Consider the following 18,810-nt stretch of genomic DNA (forward strand, 5'->3'; position numbering starts at 1 on the left):
CACCGAGATGCAGGTGACCTCGGCGCCGGTGCCGCCCGTCGTGGGCACGGTGATGACCGGCACGCCGGGCCCTGGCACGAGGAACTCGCCGTAGTAGTCGCGCACGTCGCCGCCGTTGGCGAGCACGATCGAGACCACCTTCGCGAGATCCATGCAGGAGCCGCCGCCGATGCCGAGGATGGCGTCGACCTGGGTGTGTCCGAAGCGCTCGATCACCTGCACGACGTCTTCGCGCGGGAGGTCGGGCTCGGCCTCGGCGTAGATCGAGACGTCGACGCCGGTCGCCTTGATGGCCTCGATGATCTCGAGGAACTCGGGAGTCGTGGCCATCCGCGCATCCGTCGTCACCAGCAGGTGCTCGGCGAGGGGCCGCACGATGTGCGGGATCTGGTGCCGCTTGCCCGGTCCGAAGAGCACGGTCTTCGGTTGGCGCAGGATGCCCATGTCGGGCGTGGTGGTGCTCATGCTCTATTCCAGTCCTTTGCTCTCATCGACGGTGATGGCGAGGTATTTCGGTTCGAGGAACTCGTCGATGGCGTGGTGCCCGCCCTCGCGGCCGAGGCCGGACGACTTGACACCACCGAACGAGGCGGCGGGATCGGCCATGATCCCGCGGTTGATTCCCACCATGCCCGAATCGAGCCGCTCGCTCACGGCGATGGCGCGCGACAGGTCGCGGGTGAAGACGTAGGCGGCCAGGCCGTAGCTGGTGTCGTTGGCCACCCGGATCGCCTCGGCGGTGGAGTCGACCGTGTAGATGGTGGCGATCGGGGCGAACAGCTCCTTGTTGCAGACGTCGTTGTCGCGGTCGTTGACCTTGAACACCGTGGGTTCGAAGAAGAAGCCGTCGCGGTCGACGGGCGAGCCGCCGGTGAGCAGTTCGGAGTCGATGGCACTGAGCTGAGCCACCAGCGAGGCCACCCCGTCGCGCTGCTTGGCCGAGATGATGGGGCCCACGTCGACGCCGTCGGCGAACCCGTCGTCGACGCGCAGCTTCTTCGTGAGCTCGACGAAGCGGCGGGTGAACTCCTCGGCCACCGCGCTGTGCACGATGATGCGGTTCGCGGCCACGCAGGCCTGCCCGGCGTTGCGGAACTTGTTCACGATGGCCTGCTGGGCGGCGAGTTCGACGTCGGCGTCGTCGAGCACCACGAAGGGGCCGTCGCCGCCGAGTTCCATCGACGCGTTCACGATGCCGGGCGCCGCCTGCTTGAGGAGGGTGCTGCCGACCCCGGTGGAGCCCGTGAAGCTCACCTTCCGCAGCCGCGGGTCGGCCATCACAGCGGAGGACACGTCGGCCGAGTGGGTGGTGTGGATGAGGTTCACCACGCCGGGCGGGAAGCCCGCGTCGTGCAGCACCTCCACGAAGAGGGCGCCGGTGAGCGGTGTCTCCTTGGCCGACTTGACGACGACCGTGCAACCTGCACCGAGTGCGGCTCCGGCCTTGCGCGCGATCATGAGCAGCGGGAAGTTCCAGGGTGTGATGAGCAGCGAGGGCCCCACCGGCTGGTGGGTCGTGACCACGCGGTAGCCCCCGCGGGAACCCTCGGCGTAGGTGCCATGGAGGTGCGCCACCTGCTCGGCATACCAGAGGAAGAAGTCGGCCGACAGCTGGAACTCGCCGCGTGCCTCCGCGAGCGGCTTGCCGCTCTCGAGGGTCATCACCTCGGCGATGGCATCGGCGCGCTCGAGCAGGAGGGCGTGCGCCCGGTGGAAGAGGTTCGCCCGCTCACGGGGCGGCACGAAGCGCCAGGAATCCTGCGCGGCCGCGGCGGCGTCGAGAGCGGCCAGCGCATCCGCCGCCCCGCCGTCGGCGACCTGGGCGACGACCTCGCCGGTGGCCGGGTTGACGACGTCGAAGGTCGATTCGACGGGCAGCCACCCGCCGTCGATGTAGAGGCCGATCGGCACGGTGTGGTCACGGAGCGTCACGCTTCCGCTCTCCGTCGTCAGAGTCGTCATTGGTCTGTCCTTTCACTCACGTCTTCGAGAGCGTCTCACGATCATCTCGTATTACGGTACGATGCAATGACTGTCCGGATGCGCCGGTGCATCGAATTGAGACAGTCGCCACGACGACGCAGTCGGCACATCGACTGCACGAGGAAGACCAGATGCAATCGACGAAGATCGAACGTCACGCCGCACCCCTGCGTCAACAGGTGGTGCGCCTGCTCCGCGAAGACATCCTCGAGGGCGTGCTCGCCCCGGGGGAGCGGTTGCTCGAGAACGCGATGTGCGACAGCTACGGCGTCTCCCGCACCGTGATCCGCGAGGCGTTGCGGCAGCTCGAGACCGAGAGCCTCATCACGATGCTGCCGAACCGCGGACCCATCGTGACCGTGCTCACCAAGCGCGACATCCAGGCGCTGTACGAGGTGAGGAGGGTGCTGGAGGGCCTGGCCGGCGAACTGTTCGCCCGGCGCGCCAGCCCCGAACAGGCCTCCGCCATGCGGGCGCTCATCGTGGAGATGGAGGAGACCTACCTCCGCGGCACCGTGCACACCCGCGAGGAGAGCAAGGAGCAGTTCTACGACCTGCTGCTCGCAGGAGCCGGCAACCCGGTGCTCGAGAACGACCTCCGCGGGGTGCACACGCGCATCGGCCTGTTCCGCCGCTACGCCTTCGTCGACGAGCACCGCGTCGCCCTGTCGATGGAGGAGCTGCGGCAGATCGCCCGCGAGATCGCCGAGCACCGCGATCCGGATGCCGCCCGCCGCGCCTGCGAGCACCACATCCAACTGGCCGGTGAACTGGCCATCCTGGAATACACGAAGCGTCTGCACCAGAGCGACACCGATTCCCGCGCCGAAAGCGCCACCGAAATCGCAATCTAGCTGTGACTTGACCTCCGACCGAGGAGCCATGAAGATGACGATACGATCCACCCACCAGTCCCTCCCGGTGTGCACGCACCCGACCGGTCCGATGTTCTCGACGACGAGACAAGCGGCGTCGTCCGAACCCGCGGACAGACCCTAGGAGTTCACCGTGCCTCTCCACTTCGACGCCGACCGCGTGCAGGAGGTCAAAGACGACTTCCTGGCCGCGGGGGCACCCACCCACACCGTCAATCCCGAGCTGCTCAGCTCGTGGCAGCGGTCGAAAGCCGCCCTCGGCGTGCCGAGCAACATCCGCGACGTTCCGCTGGTCGCCGACGACCTGCTCGACGCGCACCTGCTCGACATGTTCCAGGCTCCGCTCACCCGGGTCTCCGACGACCTCGACGGCACGGGACTCGGTCTGCTGCTGGCCGACTCGCAGGGGCGCATCCTGCAGCGCTGGTCGCACGACCCCAACGCCCTGCACCACCTCGACCGCCTCGGCACGGTGCGCGGCGCCGTGCTCGCCGAAGACGTCGTGGGCACCAACGGGGTGGGCACCGTCGCCGCCACGGGCAAGAGCGTGCAGATCTCGGGCGTCGAGCACTTCGCCGACTTCTACAGCGGGGCGGTGTGCACCGGATCGCCGGTGCGGCATCCGATCACCGGAAAGCTGCTCGCGGTGGTCACGATCTCGAGCGACATCTCGGAGCGCAGCGGCCTGCTCCGCCCGCTCATCAACTCGGTCACCATGCAGCTGGAGCAGCAGGTGCTCGACGTCGAGCAACCGGCGGCCCGGATGATGTTCAGCACCTTCCTCGACACCGCACGAGCCCAGTCGGGCCCGGTCGTGGCCTTCGGGCCGCAGGGCCTCGTGATGCAGAGCCAGAAGGCCGGGCGGCTCACCATGGCCGACCTCAACCTCATCCAGCAGCTCACCACCGAGCAGCCGCGCTCGGGCCGCTTCGCGCTCGAGCTGTCGACCGGAACCGCGGAACTCAAGGTCACCGCCCTCGACGGGGGCGCCGGCGTGATCGTGGTGCTCGACCGCGAACGCCGCAACACCACGATGAGCATCGGCCCGGCCCGCCCGCAGCTGGTGGGGCGCTCGCCGGAGTGGCTCACGGTGGTGCACCAGGTGGCACGGCACCGCGAATCGCGGCGGCCGCTGATCATCGCCGGCGAGCCCGGCACCGGCAAGGCGTCGCTCGCCCTCGGCCTGCCCTTCCGCCCCGGGTCGCCGGTGACGCAGGGACTGGTGACGGATGCCGCCGAGCGCCACGTCACCGGGAGCCGCAAGTGGCTGCAGAAGCTCTCCGAACGGCTGAACGCCTCGGCGCCCGTGATCGTGCGCGGTATCGAGACCCTCGACGCGCACACCGTCGACGGCGTGAAGTCGCTGGTGGAGACCACCACCGGCCGCGGCCCCGTGCTCTTCACCCTCTCGGCACCGTCGCGCGAAGAGGCCGAGACGCAGGGCGGCAAGCTCGGCATGTCGGTGATCTGGGTGCCGCCGCTGCGCGATCGGGCCGCCGACGTGTCGGCGCTCTGGCACGTGTTCGCCGAGCAGATCGCTCCCGGCGCGGGGCTCGAGCTGCGCGCCGACGCACTCGAACTGCTGCGCACCTACCGCTGGCCCGGCAACCTCAAGGAGCTGCGCAGCGTGCTCGAGCAGCTCTCCATCACCGGCAAGCGCGGCGCGGTGCTGCCGGGGGATCTGCCGCCGGCGATGCAGGGGACTCGGGTGCTGTCGATGATCGAGCGCGTGGAGTTGGAGGCGATCCGGAAGGCGTTGCAGGAGGCTGATGGGAATCGGTCTAAGGCGGCGGAGATTCTGGGTCTGTCTCGGGCTACCGTTTATCGGAAGATGAAGGCTTATCGGTTGACGGCCTAGGGTCGTTGATTCGGGTGGGGCGCGGAGGGCGGCGGGTTTCGCACTCCCGCCTAAGGGTTGAGCGGAGCTCAAAGGCGGCGGGAGCACGAAACCCGCCGCCCTCCGCTACGCGATCGGGGAGAGGGGGCGCGTAACGTCGTGGGTATGGATCGGGTAGTGCGCACCGCTGTTGTTGGGTATGGGACGGGCGGGCGCGTTTTTCATGCACCGTTGATTGCGGCCGACCCTCGATATGAGTTGCGGATGGTTGCTACCTCGAATGGGGAGCGAGCCGCTGACGCGGCCGCTCGGTATGGGGACGGGGTGGTGGTTTCGGGGGTCGACGATGTGTTCGCGCGAGCTTCTGAGCTTGATCTCGTCGTGATCACGAGTCCGAACGACACGCATGGGCCGCTGGCGCATCGGGCGTTGGAGGCGGGGCTGGATGTGGTGGTGGACAAGCCGTTCGCGTTGTCGGCGGCTGAGGCGCGTGAGGTGATCGCGCACGCGGAGGCCGTGGGGCGGCGGGTGACGGTGTTTCAGAATCGGCGGTGGGATGGGGACTTCCTGACGGTCGAGCGGTTGATCGGGCAGGGCGCTGACGGCGCACTCGGTGAGGTGCGGCAGTTCGAGTCGGCGTTCGAGTGGTGGAAGCCGGAGATCGGCACGAAGTGGAAGGAGGTCGTGACGCCGGGGGAGGGCGGCGGCATCCTCTTCGACCTCGGGCCGCACCTGATCGACCAGGCGATCCGGCTCTTCGGGCCGGTCGACGTGGCCACGGGGGTGCACGCCGAACTCGATCGGCGGCGCCCCGGCAGTGTCACCGACGATGACAGCTTCGTCACCCTGCGGCACGACAACGGGGTGCGCAGCCGGTTGTGGTTCAGCGCGGTGTCGCCGTGGAACCGCCCGCGTTTCCGCGTGGTGGGCTCGCACGCCGTGTTCGAGACCGAGGGGCTCGACCCGCAGGAGGCTCAGCTGAAGGCGGATCTCCCGGTGGACGACCCGGAATTCGGGCACGGGCATCCCGACGGCCTGCTGCGCTCGCCCGAGTCGACCAGCGCCGTGAGTCTCGCACCCGGCGCCTATCCCGAGTTCTACCGCCTGCTCGCGGAGGCCCTCACGAGCGGCGGGCCGCTGCCCGTCGACCCCCGCGACTCGCTCCTGGTGCTGGAGATCATCGAGAAGGCCCACGAGATCTCGCATGCCTGACGTCATCATCAGCGGGGGCGGCCCGACCGGCATGATGCTGGCCGCCGAGCTGCGGCTGCACGACGTCGACGTGGTGGTGCTCGAGAAGGAGGCCGAACCGAGCGACCTGGTGCGTTCGCTGGGGCTGCAACCGCGCAGCATCGAGATCCTCGACCAGCGAGGACTGCTGGAACGGTTCCTGGAGCACGGGAAGCAGTATCCGGAGGGCGCCCGCCGGTTCGCCGGTCTCGAGCCGCCGTCGGGATCGCCGGCGCCGATCGACAGTGCGCACGGCTATCTCCTCGGCATCCCGCAGCCGGTCACCGACCGCCTGCTGACCGAACATGCCGCCGAGCTGGGCGCGGACATCCGTCGCGCGCAGGAGCTGACCGGCTTCGAGCAGGACGACGACGGCGTGACGGTCGAGTCGGCCGGCGGGGACCGGCTGCGTGCGCGCTGGCTGGTCGGCTGCGACGGCGGACGCAGTCTCGTGCGCCGGATGCTCGGCGTCGGGTTTCCCGGCGATCCGGCCCAGACGGAGTGGCTGCTCGGCGAGTTCGAGGTGACGACGCCGCCCGACGAGCTGGCCGCAGTGGCAGAGGAGGTGCGCAAGACGCACAAGGGCTTCGGCATCGGTCCGGCGGGCAACGGATGGCACCGGGCCGTCGTGCCCGCAGCGACCGTCTCGGAGGATCGCGCCACGCCGCCGACCCTCGAGGAGTTCCGCACGCAGCTGCGCGCCTACGCGGGCACCGACTTCGGTGTGCACTCGCCGCGCCGTCTGTCGCGGTTCACCGACGCGACCCGGCTCGTGGAGCGCTACCGCACCGGACGGGTGTTCCTCGCCGGCGACGCGGCGCACGTGCATCCGCCGTTGGGCGGTCAGGGGCTGAACCTCGGCATCCAGGATGCCTTCAACCTCGGGTGGAAACTCGCGGCTGCCGTGAACGGATGGGCGCCCGCGACGTTGCTCGACAGCTATCACGCCGAGCGTCACCCGGTGGCCGCTGACGTGCTGAACACCACCCGCGTGCAGTCGCTCCTCATCTCGTCCGAGCACGGCCCTCAGGCCGTGCGCCGGCTCCTCACCGAGCTGCTGGGCTTCGACGACGTGTCGCGATTCCTGGTCGAGAAGGTCACCGGCACCGGCATCCGCTACGACTTCGGCGACCCCACGGCCCCCGATCTGGTCGGTCGCCGGATGCGCGACATCCGTCTCTCCGACGGCCCGCTCTACGCCCACCTCCGTCAGGGCCGCGGCCTCCTCCTCGACCAGGCCGGCACCCTCTCGGTGGCCGGCTGGTCCGATCGCGTCGACCTCCTCGCCGACCCCGCTCCCGCCCTCCCCGCTCCCGCCGCTCTCCTCCGCCCCGACGGCCACGTGGCCTGGCTCGGCGACGAGCAGCGGGACCTCGAGGCGCACCTCTTCGCCTGGTTCGGCGCTCCGCGTTGACGCACCGCGCACCCTCATCGTGGTGCGCAGCCCTGGATGCGGGTGGGTCGTGCTCGACGACCCAGAGTTCGCGTGAGGCCGCGAATCGACCTCACGCGAACCTGTCGCACGGCGCCGGGCAAGGCCCGACCTGCGGACACCGCCGGAGCCTCGAGATGATCAGTGCGAGGCGCCCCTCTGCCGATTCTCCATACCGGTCACAGTGAGCAGGCGGGGTTCAGCGCGGTGAACGTGAAGGGGCCGACCCAGATGTTCTGGTTGGGACGGTCGCCCACAGCCCGCCCGGAGTTGTTGGCGATGAAGGTGAGGCTGAACGCGCTGACGGACGCAACGGTGACAGCGACGTTTCCGGCGGCGCTGGCCGGAGCGACTTCTGGGTTCGGTGAGCCGGTGGACGGACGCCACGGGTCGCTGCCTGTTCCCTGGCCCTGGATCCAGGTGGCGTTGTAGGTGCCGGCGCCCTCGGACAGATAGACACGCTCCGCGCCTCCGCGATTGTCGAGCGCTTGCACCCCGTCGATGTCCTTGATCTTGTAGGAAAGGTCGTTGACCGTCGTGGGCACGCCGTCGAGGGCGAAGTTGAACGTCACCCGCTCACCTCCGCCGATGTTGCGGAGGTCAGCCGTGTCGAGCGAGAGGCGAACGCTCGCTTGAGCCTCGCCGCCTTGCGTGGAGCTGTCCAGTACGAGGTTGTTCGTCGTGTTGATGGTCATGTTGCTCGCGCCGTTGTTCTCAGCGGTGAGCATCAGCGTGAGGTCTTTGCCGTCTCCGAATGGAGCGACCCAGGTGAACAGCGCCGACGTGGCGCTGAGCCTCGAGTAGGCAGCCGTGGTCGTGCTGATCGTCGCGGTGCAGACGGTGGACGCGGCGGCAGTCGGCGTGGCCACGGCGAGGGCGACGACAGGCAATGACCAGGCCGCGCCCTGAATGACCGCCCTTCGGGACAGGCCGCTGTTCTCTGCTCTCATGTTGTTCTCGTTCATCGGATCACATTCCCCATTCGATAGAGCCGGAGGTACGTCATGGTTTTCCGCACAGGAGTCCGGTTGCCCCGGCCGTCTCGTCGGTCGAAACCCGCCCGAGTCGGGAAGGCGGCGACGGCTGGCGTTGCTGTGCCCAGAACCATGCGCCAACGACCCCCATCGCGCTCTTTCCGACCAGGATGCCTGCGTGCTTGTTCCCGGTTGTCTGACAGATTGCCAGCGGCGTCCAGGGATGAAGAAGAGCAATCGGTTGAATGACCCCCGAACGGGGATCACGTCCCGAGATGCTCGACACCGGTCGTCATCACCGCGACCGACCTGCCGCTGCTTCGATTGCAGGCCGCCGTCAGCGCTGCGACGTCGGGGAGTGAGAAACGACAGCTGTAGATGCTTGCTAGGCTCCCGTTTGCGGGAGTCGTTGGGTGAACTCCTGCTTGTGGGAATCGTTGGGGGGAATGTGCACGGGAGCGCGCCGACGACGGGCGCCGATGCGACGCGGGAGTGGCGTGTGGCGATCGTGGAAGACCATCTGTTGCAGCGGAAGCGCACGGAGGAGCTCGTCGGCAGCCAAGCGGGACTCCGGGTGGTGCACGGCTCCGAGACCATGCCCGAGTTCCTCGCCTGGCTGAAGACCGCCGAGCGAGCCGGCTGGCCGCACCTGCTCATCCTCGATCTCATGGCCGACCGCCAGCCGAGCGTCGATCCAGCCGTGGTCAAGGGACTGGTCGAGGCCGGGCTGCGGATCGTGGTGCTCTCGGCGCTGGTATCGCCCGCTCTGGTGCGCGAGATCGTGCGCGCCGGGGTCGGCGGGATCGTGGGCAAGCGCGACTCGGAAGACGACATCGTGACGGCGATCTGGGCGGTGCTCAATCACGGGGAATGGATGACGACGGAGCTGGCGGGCGTGATCGCGAGCGATCCGACGCGGCCCCCGTTGAGTGTCCAGGAGGAGCGCGCTCTGGTGCTCTACGCCTCGGGGCTGACCCTCGACGCCGTGGCCACGTCGATCGGAGTGAAGCGCGACACGGCGAAGCAGTACATCGACCGGGTCAAGGCGAAGTACACGGCGGCGGGCCGGCCGGTCAGCACGAAGCTCGACCTGCACCGGATAGCCGTGGCCGACGGCTACACCGAGACGGCGTATTCGGCCACCTGAGCCGTCAGATCGACCGGCGATCACCCGGACCGGTCGCGCCGGGCAGGAGGGCGATGACCATCCGAGGGCGACAGACGACGCCGGGTCGGCTGTTGTCCCACTGTCCCAGACGGATGACGTGAACACCCGGCTTCCGGCAGGTGCGCCGGCATTCGTGTAGACACCGAATCCGATCGTCGTCTGGCGTGGGATGCCGGTACCGATCTTTGAGCGCATCGTGATGCGCCCCGAGCTCATGGATCGACGAGTTCGAGCGTCATGCCGTCGGGATCGCTGGAGGTGGGGATACCACGCCGGGCAGACCATCCAGCCATGCCCCGGACTGGGAGGAGAGCCTCCCGGAATCGGCACGCACCGTCGGCGTCACCTTTCCGTGCTGGGCGACTCCTTAAGTGAAGACACCGAATGCGGGGACTACCGGTGTCCGAACACGAGAGGGTGACGCACGTGAAAGCTGATTCACCGGCAGCGGGACGCGGAGTAGCGGTGGGCGTCAGGGTGCCAGGACGTATCAGCGTCGCACCGCAGACCGACCGTGAGTTCACGGAAACCGAGCGGACGACCCTTGATGTCGGCGTGCAGCGCCGTGCGAGACTCCGGGTCGCCGAAGACACCAGACTCCTCCATGACACCGCGATCAACACCTTGCTCGCGATCGCCAACGGCGTGGCCGGTACCATCTCCACTGACGAGATACGACAGCAATGCGCCCGCGATGTCGCTCTGCTCCGCGCGCTGACCGAGCGTTCGGCCGATGGTCTCGACGCGCGCGCCTCGCTGCACGAGGTGTTCGGCTTCCTGAGTCTGCCCATCCGCCGCACGGGTCTCGACGACGAGCACCTGGATCGCGTGACCGGGCAGCTGTCACCGGCGACGGTGAGAGCCCTAGTGGCCTGTGCCCGGGAAGCCATCACGAACGCCGCCAAGCATTCAGGGAGCAACGACGTCGAGGTCGGCTACCACCACGAAGGTGGGCAGCTGAGCCTGATCGTGAAAGACGACGGGATCGGGTTCGACCGCGCGACGGCGACCGGCTACGGGTTGGCGAACTCGATCTTCGCCCGGGCTGCCGACCATGCGATCACGGTGGACCTCCGCACGGCGCCTCGAGAAGGAACCGCGATCGTGCTGCGAGTACCGATCGCCCCCTCAGATGCCGCCGTGGTTCTCGGGTCGGGCGACCCACTCGTCTGGCGGGCGTCCGCCGCCACTGTCGGCGCCGTCATCGTCGCAGTCGTCGCGGGCCTCGGCCGCATCTGGACCCGCATCCTGAACACCGACTCCCGACGCGGCCGTCAATCGGCGCTACCGCGACAGCGCCGGTCCGTGGCCCGTGTCACGTATCGGCAGGCTGACGCACAACCGTCCCACGCGCGCTGGCGCGAAGCCGGACTGGATGCCGCGATCCGCCTCCTGGCAGACATTGCTGACGGCCACCTCGATCCCCGTTCCGCGAGCGTCCGCGACGCTTGTCGCCGCGAGGAGATGTATCTCCGGCAACTGGCCCGGATCAGCCCGGAACTGCTCAACCTCGGCCGTGCCGTGGTCGCCGCACTCTCCGAGACCCGCACGCGCGACGTCTCGCTCAGCGTGAATCTCGGTGCGCTGGACACACCGAACCCTGCGGTCGCAATCGAGATCGGCCGGGCGATCCTCATGGCCGTCCGCAACTCGCCGCGAAGAAGCTCATTGGTCGTCACCGTGTTCCCGGTGCGCGATGGAATGCAGTTGACCGTGATCGGTCCACGACCCTCCACGGACCCGCTCAGCGGATTCACGCAGAGCCCGCATGTTGTCGACTGCTCCCGCCGCCGCCTCTCCGGCACCGCGACGCTCGCCCAGATCATCTTTCGCTCGACATCCGAACGTCTGGACGACTCCGTGCGGTGAGCAATTCCCTGGGAAGACCTGTCCCCGGTCGTGACCGCCGATCCGGTGCCCGTTCTCGGGCAGGTCGTTGCCGGCCCGTCTCGGGGCGAGGTGGTGTTTCCGCTGGGGGCTGCAGTGCGGGGTGGTCGGGCCATACGCCACGACGGGCGCCGAGCTCAAGGCTGCGGACCGGAGCTGCGCGGCAACAACTTAGACTCGGTGGATGCCCGAGCACCGCCCACTGCCGATCTGGGCGGGACGCGGGGCCGCGCTGCTGGGTATCGTGCTCGTCGCATTCACCCTTCGCCAAGCGGTTGCCGCGATATCGCCGATCCTCAGCGACATCCGGGCGGACATCCCGATATCGAACATCGGCGTCGGATTGCTCGGCACATTGCCGCCCATCCTCTTTGCGGTATCGGGGTTCATCGCGCCGCAGGTCGCTCGCCGCATCGGTCTCGACGGCGGCATCCTGCTCGCGCTGGTGCTCATGACCGCGGGTCACATCACCCGCGCGATCGCCCCGGGCTTCGCGATACTGCTCGTCGGGAGCATCGTCGCCTTCGCCGGTACGGGCATCGGCAACGTGCTCCTCCCGTCCATCGTCCGGCGGTACTTCCCCGACCGCGTCGCTCTGCTCACCGCGGTGTATGCCTGCATCGTGGGAGTGAGCACGGCCGTGCCTGCTGCGCTCGCCGCCCCGATCGCCGAGCAGGGCGGCTGGCGGTTCTCGCTCGGTGTGTGGTCGGCGACATCAGTGGTCGCGTTGGTTCCGTGGATCATCATCCTGGCGCGGGAGCGCCGCCTACGACTCCCGGATGCGGTTGCCGTCGAGTCCCGGCCTGCAGCCCTCGTCAAGCGACTGTGGCGCTCCCGCGTGGCCCTGTCGATCACCGTCTTGTTCTCGACGAGCACGATCTGCACCTACGCGGCGTTCGCGTGGCTGCCGGAGATCCTCGGCGACGTCGCCGGTTCGACGCCGACCGAGGCTGGGGTGTTGCTCGCGGTGACCGGCATCGTCAGTGTGCCCGGAGCGCTCATCGCGCCCCTTCTCGTCGAACGGATGCGCACTGTCGGCTGGCTGATCGCCGCCGGTGTCGCGAGCTTCGCTTTCGGGTACCTCGGGCTGCTGTTCGCGCCCGCGACATCGACGCTCCTCTGGGTGCTGCTCATCGGGTCGGGGTCGATCCTGTTCCCGGTCAGCCTCGTGCTCATCAACGTCCGCACCCGAACCCAGGGCGGCACCGTCGCGCTGAGTGGCTTCGCCCAGGGGATCGCCTACGCGCTCGGCGCGCTCGGTCCGCTGATCGTCGGGCTGTTGCACGACGTCACTGGCGGGTGGACCCTGCCATTGCTCTTTCTGCTCGCGGTCGCCCTCGTGGCGACCATCCCGGCGATCACGCTTGCGCGACCCGTGTTCGTGGAGGACGAACTCGACCGTTAGTCACGCGGCGCCACGACGCACGGCATCCACCCATGCGTTCCTCTCGGCAGCTGCCCCCATGGGTGTGAGCGGCGCGGCCATCGCATTCTCGCAAAATGTCGACACCTGACACCGACGGCTGCAGGACGGATGGAACGTGGTCGAGGACCGCAATGAAGACGGGTTCTCCAGGGATGAGGCGAGCGCTTTCCACGGACCAACCATTTCGTGGGCGTTTTCCCCTCCCTCGGAATAGATGAGGCACCCCTCCGGTTTCATCCACCAACCGGAGGGGTGCCTCACCTTGTATTCGAGTCGACTCCACAGCGACCGCCCCACGGCTGACCGACAGAACCACGACGAAGGAGAACAGCATGACGAGCATCAGTATCATCGGCTCGGGGAACATGGCCGGCGCCATCGGCGCCCTGGCTCTGAAAGGCGGCGACACGGTCGAGATTTCGGCCCGGGATGCCGCGAAGGCGGCGTCACTGGTCCGCACGCTCGGCGGCGGCGCCACGGTCGGAACGTGGGGCGCCGCGCCCGCCGGCGACATCGTGGTCCTGGCCGTCCTGTTCGAGAGCGCCGTGGATGTCGTCCGCGAATACGGAGAGGCGCTGGCAGGCAAGATCGTCGTCGACATCACGAACCCGTTCAGCCCCACCGCCACGGGGCTGGCCGTCCCGCACGACACATCCGTCGCGCAACTGATCGCCGCGGCCGCCCCGGCCGACACTCAGGTGGTGAAGGCGTTCAACACCCTCTTCCGTGACGTGCTCGCCTCGGGTGGTCCGCGGGACGTGTTCATGGCCGGCGACAGCGCCGACGCCAAGGCGAGCCTGGCGGCGTTCATCACGCTCATCGGGCATCGGCCTCGTGACGTCGGCGACCTCGGCATGGCGCACTGGCTGGAGGGAGCGAGCCTGTTGGAGATGGGGCTCGCACGAAGCGGCCTGGGGTTCGGCCTCTCGCTCGGCGTCGATCTCGGAGGAAAGTGATCATGGGAAAGCTGGACGGCAAGGTCGCGGTGATCACCGGCGCCACGAGCGGGATGGCCCTGGCCGGCGCGAGGCTGTTCGTGCGTGAAGGGGCTCATGTCTTCATCACCGGCCGGCGGAAGGATGCCCTGGACGAAGCCGTGAAGTCCATCGGCCGGAATGTGACGGGGGTGCGGGCCGATGCCGCGAACCTCGCCGACCTGGATCGTCTGTTCGAGACGGTTCAGCAGGAGAAGGGTTCGATCGACGTGCTGTGGGCGAGCGCCGGAGGCGGCCAGTCGGCCAGGCTCGGCGAGATCACCGAGGAGCAGTTCGATGCCGCCTTCTCGCTCAACGCCCGCGGCACGCTCTTCACGGTGCAGAAAGCGTTGCCGCTCATGAACGACGGTGGTTCGATCATCATGACCGGCTCGAACGCGTCTCTGAGGGGCTATCCCGATTGGAGCGTGTACGCCGCGAGCAAGGCGGTGCTCCCCGCTTTCGCGCGGGTATGGGTGTCCGAGTTGAGAGACCGGAAGATCCGGGCGAACGTTCTGACCCCCGGCTCGGTCGCCACCGCGATGATGGGTGACGTGCTGAGCCCGGAGATGAAGGAGATGTTCGCATCCGTCATCCCTCGGCGCGAACTGGGCCGACCCGAAGAGATCGCATCGGTCGCGTTGTTCCTCGCGTCGGACGATTCCAGCTACGTCAACGGCATGGAACTGGTGGCCGACGGCGGCACCACTGTGATCTGAGCCTCCGCAGCCTGATCGCCGGGTAGCGCGACGTGTGCGTTCCCTCGATCGGAGCGGGCACTTAGCGCTACCCGGCGAGTCAGGCGGGTGGGGACTCGCGGGACGACGCGCGGTGGGCGGCTCTTCGGCGGAGGAGGCCGGGGACGAGTTCGCGGAGCAGGACGACCCCGATCAGCACCACCGCCTGCGCGATGAGCTGCAGCGCATCCTGCCAGCCCACCGAGCGCAGCAGCTGCCCCAGCTGGGTGAGGAAGAGCGCCGCGATACCGGTCGACACCACGCTCGCGAGCCCACCGGTGAGCGCGGTGCCGCCGAGCACCACGGCCGCCACCGAGGGCAGCAGGTACGAGTCGCCGAGGAACAGCGCCGGGGTCTTCGTGTAGCCCGCGAGCAGCACGCCGCCCGCTCCGTAGCAGAGGCCCGCGAACGCGTAGGCGAACATCTGGTAGGCATTGACGCGGATGCCCAGAGCCGCCGCGGCCCGCTCGCTCACGCCGACCGCGGTGAGCCGCTTGCCGATGATCGAGCGTTGCGTCACGAGACCGGCGATCACCACGATCACCACGGCGATCAGCAGCGTGTTCGGGATGCCCAGGGTGCGGTCGAGCGCGAAGCCGTTCAGTGCCGCGGGTGCGCCCGAGGGTGTGCCGTCGGCGACGAAGAACACGGTGCCGAGCAGCACGGCGTTCATGCCGAGGGTGACGACGAGCGGCATCACCCGGAAGTACGTCACCAGGATGCCGTTCACGAGCCCCACGATGCCGGGGCCCACGATGCCCGCGATCACGGCGGCCCAGAGCGGCCAGCCGTAGTTCTGCGGAAGACCGGTGGAGAGCACAGCGGCGAGCGCGATCATCCCGGGCACCGAGAGGTCGAGGCCGCGCTGCTGCACCACCAGGGTCTGCCCGGCGGCCACGATGGCCAGCACGGAGGCGAACGGCAGCATGCTGAGCAGCGGCGCCGCTCCGAGACTGCCGGGGGCGATGATCGGCGAGAGCGCGAAGAGCAGCGCGGTGGCGACCACGATGCCCACCCAGCTGCCGGAGAGCATCCGGCGCCAGGTCGACTCGACGGCGTTGGGTGCCGGTGCGCTCCCGCCGGTCGGCGCGTCGGAGGGGCTTCGGGTGGTGGTGGGCGTGGTCATGACGCGCTCCCTTCGGAGGAGATGGGCGAGGCGATCGGCGTGCGGGGTTCGCGTGGGATGCCCGCCACCGCCCGCTTGCGCCGTCGGGTGCGCCGCAGCTGCGCGTAGAGCACGGCCGCGGCCAGGGTGATGAGGCCGGGCAGCCAGTACGACCAAGCCTGCGAGAGACCGAGGAACGGCGACACGTTCAGCACCTGCTGCACCAGGAAGGCGGCGGCGAGGATGCCGATGAACGACCCCCGTCCACCGAAGATCGACGCACCGGCCAGCACCACCACGGTGACCGACGACAGCGTGTACGACAGCGAGGGCCGTCCGTCGCCGATGCCGATCTGCGCCATCATGATGACCGCCGCGGGCAGCACCAGGAACGAGCAGAGCACGTAGGAGAAGAACTGCGTGCGCTTGACCTTGATGCCCAGGCGCCCGGCCGCGTCGATCCGCGAGCCGACCCCGCGGAGCTCCACGCCCCAGCGGGTGCGGCGCAACGCGAACTCGAGCACGAGCAGCACGACGACCGCCACGATGGTGACGACCGGCACGATGCCGATGCGGGCCTGGATCTGGTCGGCGATCGGTCCGAAGATGATGCCACCCGGGGTCGAGCGCAGAGCGAGATAGATGCCCTGTAGCGCCATGTAGGTGGCCAGGGTCACCACAACCGGATTGATAGTGAACCTCGTCACGAGGAACCCGTTGATCACCCCGGTGGCGATCGCCCCCGCCACCATCAGGGCGATCCCGACGTAGAGATTGCCGCCGTCGACGATCCAGTATGACGCGAGCACCACCAAGAACCCCATCAGGGGCCCGACGGAGAGGTCGAACCCGGAACCGAGCACCACCACCTGCTGCGCGGCGCCGACGAAGAGCAGGGGAGCGGCCATGAAGAGCAGGTTGTTGATGTTGAACGCGCCGAGATACGAGGGGTTCGTGGCCGCGACCACCACGCCGAGCAGCAGGAAGATCGCGCCCAGAACGGCGGCGGGCGACTGGTCGCCGCGCATCCACCGCCGCAGCTTCACACCGCGCGCCGACTTGTCGGCATCCGTCCGCTCGCGCACCGTGGTGGAGGTGAGGGCGGCGCGGGCGATGGCGGCCTCGGAGACCTCCTCGCCCACCAATTCCTGCACCACCGAGCCGCGCGACATGATGAGCACGCGGTCGCACAGGCCCTCCAGCTCCACGCCGTCGGAGGAGAGGATGACCACGGCCGCGCCCGAATCGGCGGCGTCGCGGAGGATGCGATAGATGTCGACGCGGGCGCCGGCGTCGACGCCCTGGGTGGGCTCTTCGGCGAGCAGCACCGTGGGCTTCGCCAGCAGGGTGCGTGCGAGCACGACCTTCTGCTGGTTCCCTCCTGAGAGCGAGGAGATCGGGGTGCGCGGCGACGGCGTCTTGATGGCCAGTCGTTTGATCTGCTCCACGGCCGTCTGGACGATGCGGCGTTCGCTCACCATGCCGCCGCGGGAGACCTTGGGCAGCGTCTTGGCAGCGATGTTGTCGCCCACGGAGAGCGGCAGGAAGACGCCCTCGCCGTGCCGGTCGGCCGGAACGTAGACCACACCGGCGGCGGAGGCGGCCGCGTTCGAGCCGTTCGAGATCGGCGTGCCGCCCACCGCGATCGTGCCGGTGGTGGGTTCGAGCCCGGCGAGCGCGCGGATGAGCTGGGTCTGCCCGTTGCCCTGCACACCCGCGAGCCCGACGATCTCGCCCGCCTTCACGGCGAAGGTGATGTCGTGGAACTCGTCGCTGTGCAGGTCGGTGACGGCGAGCCGGTCATCCGCTCCCACCGATCCGGTGGCGCTCCCCTTCTCCGGGAACACCGTCTCGAGCTTGCGCCCGATGACCCGCTCCACGATCTGCGACTCGTCGACCTCGTCGGCGTCGAAGGTGCCGCGCACCTGACCGTCGCGGAGCACCGTGATGCGGTCGGCGATCTGTTTCACCTCGGGGATGCGGTGCGAGATGTAGACCACGGCGGTGCCGCCGGCCACGAGCTCCCGCACCTTGCGGAAGAGCTTCTGCACCTCTTCGAGCGAGAGGTGCTCGGTGGGCTCGTCGAGGATGAGCACCTTCGGGTCGAGGGCGAGGGCCTTCGCGATCTCCACGATGAAGCGCTGCTCCACCGACAGGTCGATCACGCGGGTCTTCGCGTCGATGCCCATCTCCCAGCCGTCGAGCTGGCGCTGCGACCACGCCACGGCACGGCCGAGACCGCCCACCCGCTTGTAGCCGACGCCGACGGCCATGTTCTCGGCCACGGTGAGATCCGGCAGCAGGGCCGGGTCTTGCCGCACGATGCCGAGCCCGAGTTCGCGCGCTTCGTCGGGCGACGCGCTCGTGAGCGGTGCGCCGCCGATCTGCACGGTGCCCTCGTTCGGTGCCAGGGCTCCGGATGCGACGGCCATCAGTGTCGACTTGCCCGCACCGTTCTCGCCCACCAGGGCGTGCACCTCGCCGGCGAGCACGTCGAGAGTGACGTCGGTGAGGGCGCGAACCCCCGGGAAGGTCTTGACGATGCCGTCGAGCTTCAGCACGGTGGGGCCGAAGTTCCGCGCGGCATTCGCGTCGGCGGTGGTCGTGGCGGCATCGCCGCTCACGGTGGCGACGTCGTAGAGGTCGGAATTCGTCATCTCGGCATCTCCTTATGGGTTCGGGGTTGAGCAGTGGTGGTGGTCGGAGGGAATCGGCGGTGGGCGGTGACACGAGGTGGAGGTGGGGTGGGACGGCGAGGCGGTGGTGGGACGTGAAGGTGGGGTGAGACATGAGGTGGAGGTGGGCCGGGGAAGCGGTGGTGGGACGGAGGGTGAGGTGAGACGTGAGGTGGAGGTGGGCCGGGGAAGCGGTGGTGGGACGGAGGGTGAGGTGAGACGTGAGGTGGGGGTGAGGCGAGGAATCGGTGGTGGGACGGAGGGTGAGGTGAGACGTGAGATGGAGGTGAGGCGAGGAATCGGTGGTGGGACGGAGGGTGAGGTGAGACGTGAGATGGAGGTGGAGCGGGGAAGCAGTGAGGGGAGAGGCGGACGGCGGAGCCGCGGCACCGCTCGGCACGAGATCCAAGGCAACAGGCCCTTATCGACGACCCAGGGTGAGCGCGAGGCCGCGAAGCGACCTCACGCGAACATGTCGCGGAGCGCCGGGCAAGGACCGGCGCGACC

14 protein-coding genes are annotated in these 18,810 nt (G+C 68.7%); 9 read left to right on the forward strand and 5 right to left on the reverse strand.

Annotated features, from left to right (window positions below; genetic code table 11):
• On the reverse strand, window positions 1-465 hold a 465-nt coding region (locus BLW00_RS22395; RefSeq protein ID WP_139256858.1), incomplete at its 3' end, for an iron-containing alcohol dehydrogenase.
• Window positions 466-468: 3 nt separating this feature from the next.
• The gene (locus tag BLW00_RS22400) at window positions 469-1,962 is read right to left on the reverse strand and encodes an NAD-dependent succinate-semialdehyde dehydrogenase (protein ID WP_092558489.1); all 1,494 of its coding nucleotides are present in this window, start codon (window positions 1,960-1,962) and stop codon (window positions 469-471) included.
• A 152-nt stretch (window positions 1,963-2,114) separates the two neighbouring features.
• On the opposite strand from BLW00_RS22400, the gene BLW00_RS22405 reads away from it, so the two are divergent.
• The 4 genes from BLW00_RS22405 (at window position 2,115) to BLW00_RS22420 (ending at window position 7,339) form a co-directional block, all read left to right on the forward strand.
• Window positions 2,115-2,837: a GntR family transcriptional regulator gene (locus BLW00_RS22405; RefSeq protein WP_092558491.1), complete on the forward strand. Its 723-nt coding sequence runs from the start codon at window positions 2,115-2,117 to the stop codon at window positions 2,835-2,837.
• 154 nt (window positions 2,838-2,991) lie between these two features.
• A complete protein-coding gene (locus BLW00_RS22410; RefSeq protein WP_092558493.1) occupies window positions 2,992-4,716 on the forward strand; it encodes a sigma-54-dependent Fis family transcriptional regulator in 1,725 nt (574 codons plus the stop codon).
• 144 nt (window positions 4,717-4,860) lie between these two features.
• Entirely contained in the window at window positions 4,861-5,907 is a 1,047-nt protein-coding gene (locus BLW00_RS22415) for a Gfo/Idh/MocA family oxidoreductase (RefSeq protein WP_092558495.1), read from the forward strand.
• Entirely contained in the window at window positions 5,900-7,339 is a 1,440-nt protein-coding gene (locus BLW00_RS22420) for an FAD-dependent monooxygenase (protein ID WP_092558497.1), read from the forward strand. The genes BLW00_RS22415 and BLW00_RS22420 overlap by 8 nt, the downstream gene beginning before the upstream one ends.
• 197 nt (window positions 7,340-7,536) lie before the next feature.
• Here BLW00_RS22420 and BLW00_RS22425 read toward each other — a convergent pair whose 3' ends face one another.
• The gene (locus BLW00_RS22425) at window positions 7,537-8,307 is read right to left on the reverse strand and encodes a hypothetical protein (RefSeq protein ID WP_139256859.1); all 771 of its coding nucleotides are present in this window, start codon (window positions 8,305-8,307) and stop codon (window positions 7,537-7,539) included.
• Window positions 8,308-8,830: 523 nt separating this feature from the next.
• Here BLW00_RS22425 and BLW00_RS23695 point away from each other — a divergent pair.
• The 5 genes from BLW00_RS23695 (at window position 8,831) to BLW00_RS22450 (ending at window position 14,505) form a co-directional block, all read left to right on the forward strand.
• Window positions 8,831-9,478, forward strand: coding sequence for a response regulator (locus BLW00_RS23695; protein WP_092558501.1), 648 nt, complete (start codon window positions 8,831-8,833; stop codon window positions 9,476-9,478).
• A 498-nt stretch (window positions 9,479-9,976) separates the two neighbouring features.
• Window positions 9,977-11,368 (forward strand): sensor histidine kinase, encoded by a 1,392-nt coding sequence (locus tag BLW00_RS22435; RefSeq protein ID WP_175494569.1) that lies wholly within the window; start codon window positions 9,977-9,979, stop codon window positions 11,366-11,368.
• Window positions 11,369-11,570: 202 nt separating this feature from the next.
• Window positions 11,571-12,791, forward strand: a complete 1,221-nt coding sequence (locus BLW00_RS22440) for an MFS transporter (RefSeq protein ID WP_092558505.1) — start codon at window positions 11,571-11,573, stop codon at window positions 12,789-12,791.
• Window positions 12,792-13,144: 353 nt separating this feature from the next.
• Window positions 13,145-13,768, forward strand: coding sequence for an NADPH-dependent F420 reductase (locus tag BLW00_RS22445; protein WP_092558507.1), 624 nt, complete (start codon window positions 13,145-13,147; stop codon window positions 13,766-13,768).
• 2 nt (window positions 13,769-13,770) lie between these two features.
• Entirely contained in the window at window positions 13,771-14,505 is a 735-nt protein-coding gene (locus BLW00_RS22450) for an SDR family NAD(P)-dependent oxidoreductase (RefSeq protein ID WP_092558509.1), read from the forward strand.
• A gap of 79 nt (window positions 14,506-14,584) precedes the next feature.
• Here the strand turns inward: BLW00_RS22450 and BLW00_RS22455 are convergent, their stop codons facing one another.
• Together BLW00_RS22455 and BLW00_RS22460 are read right to left on the reverse strand one after the other, a co-directional pair.
• A complete protein-coding gene (locus BLW00_RS22455) occupies window positions 14,585-15,649 on the reverse strand; it encodes an ABC transporter permease (RefSeq protein WP_092558511.1) in 1,065 nt (354 codons plus the stop codon).
• Entirely contained in the window at window positions 15,646-18,285 is a 2,640-nt protein-coding gene (locus BLW00_RS22460; protein WP_092558513.1) for an ATP-binding cassette domain-containing protein, read from the reverse strand. Before BLW00_RS22460 ends, BLW00_RS22455 begins: the two co-directional genes overlap by 4 nt.
• Between the last annotated feature and the right edge of the window lie 525 nt (window positions 18,286-18,810).

The sequence above is a fragment of the Herbiconiux ginsengi genome, assembly GCF_900107435.1.
In the GTDB taxonomy this organism is placed as follows: domain Bacteria; phylum Actinomycetota; class Actinomycetes; order Actinomycetales; family Microbacteriaceae; genus Herbiconiux; species Herbiconiux ginsengi.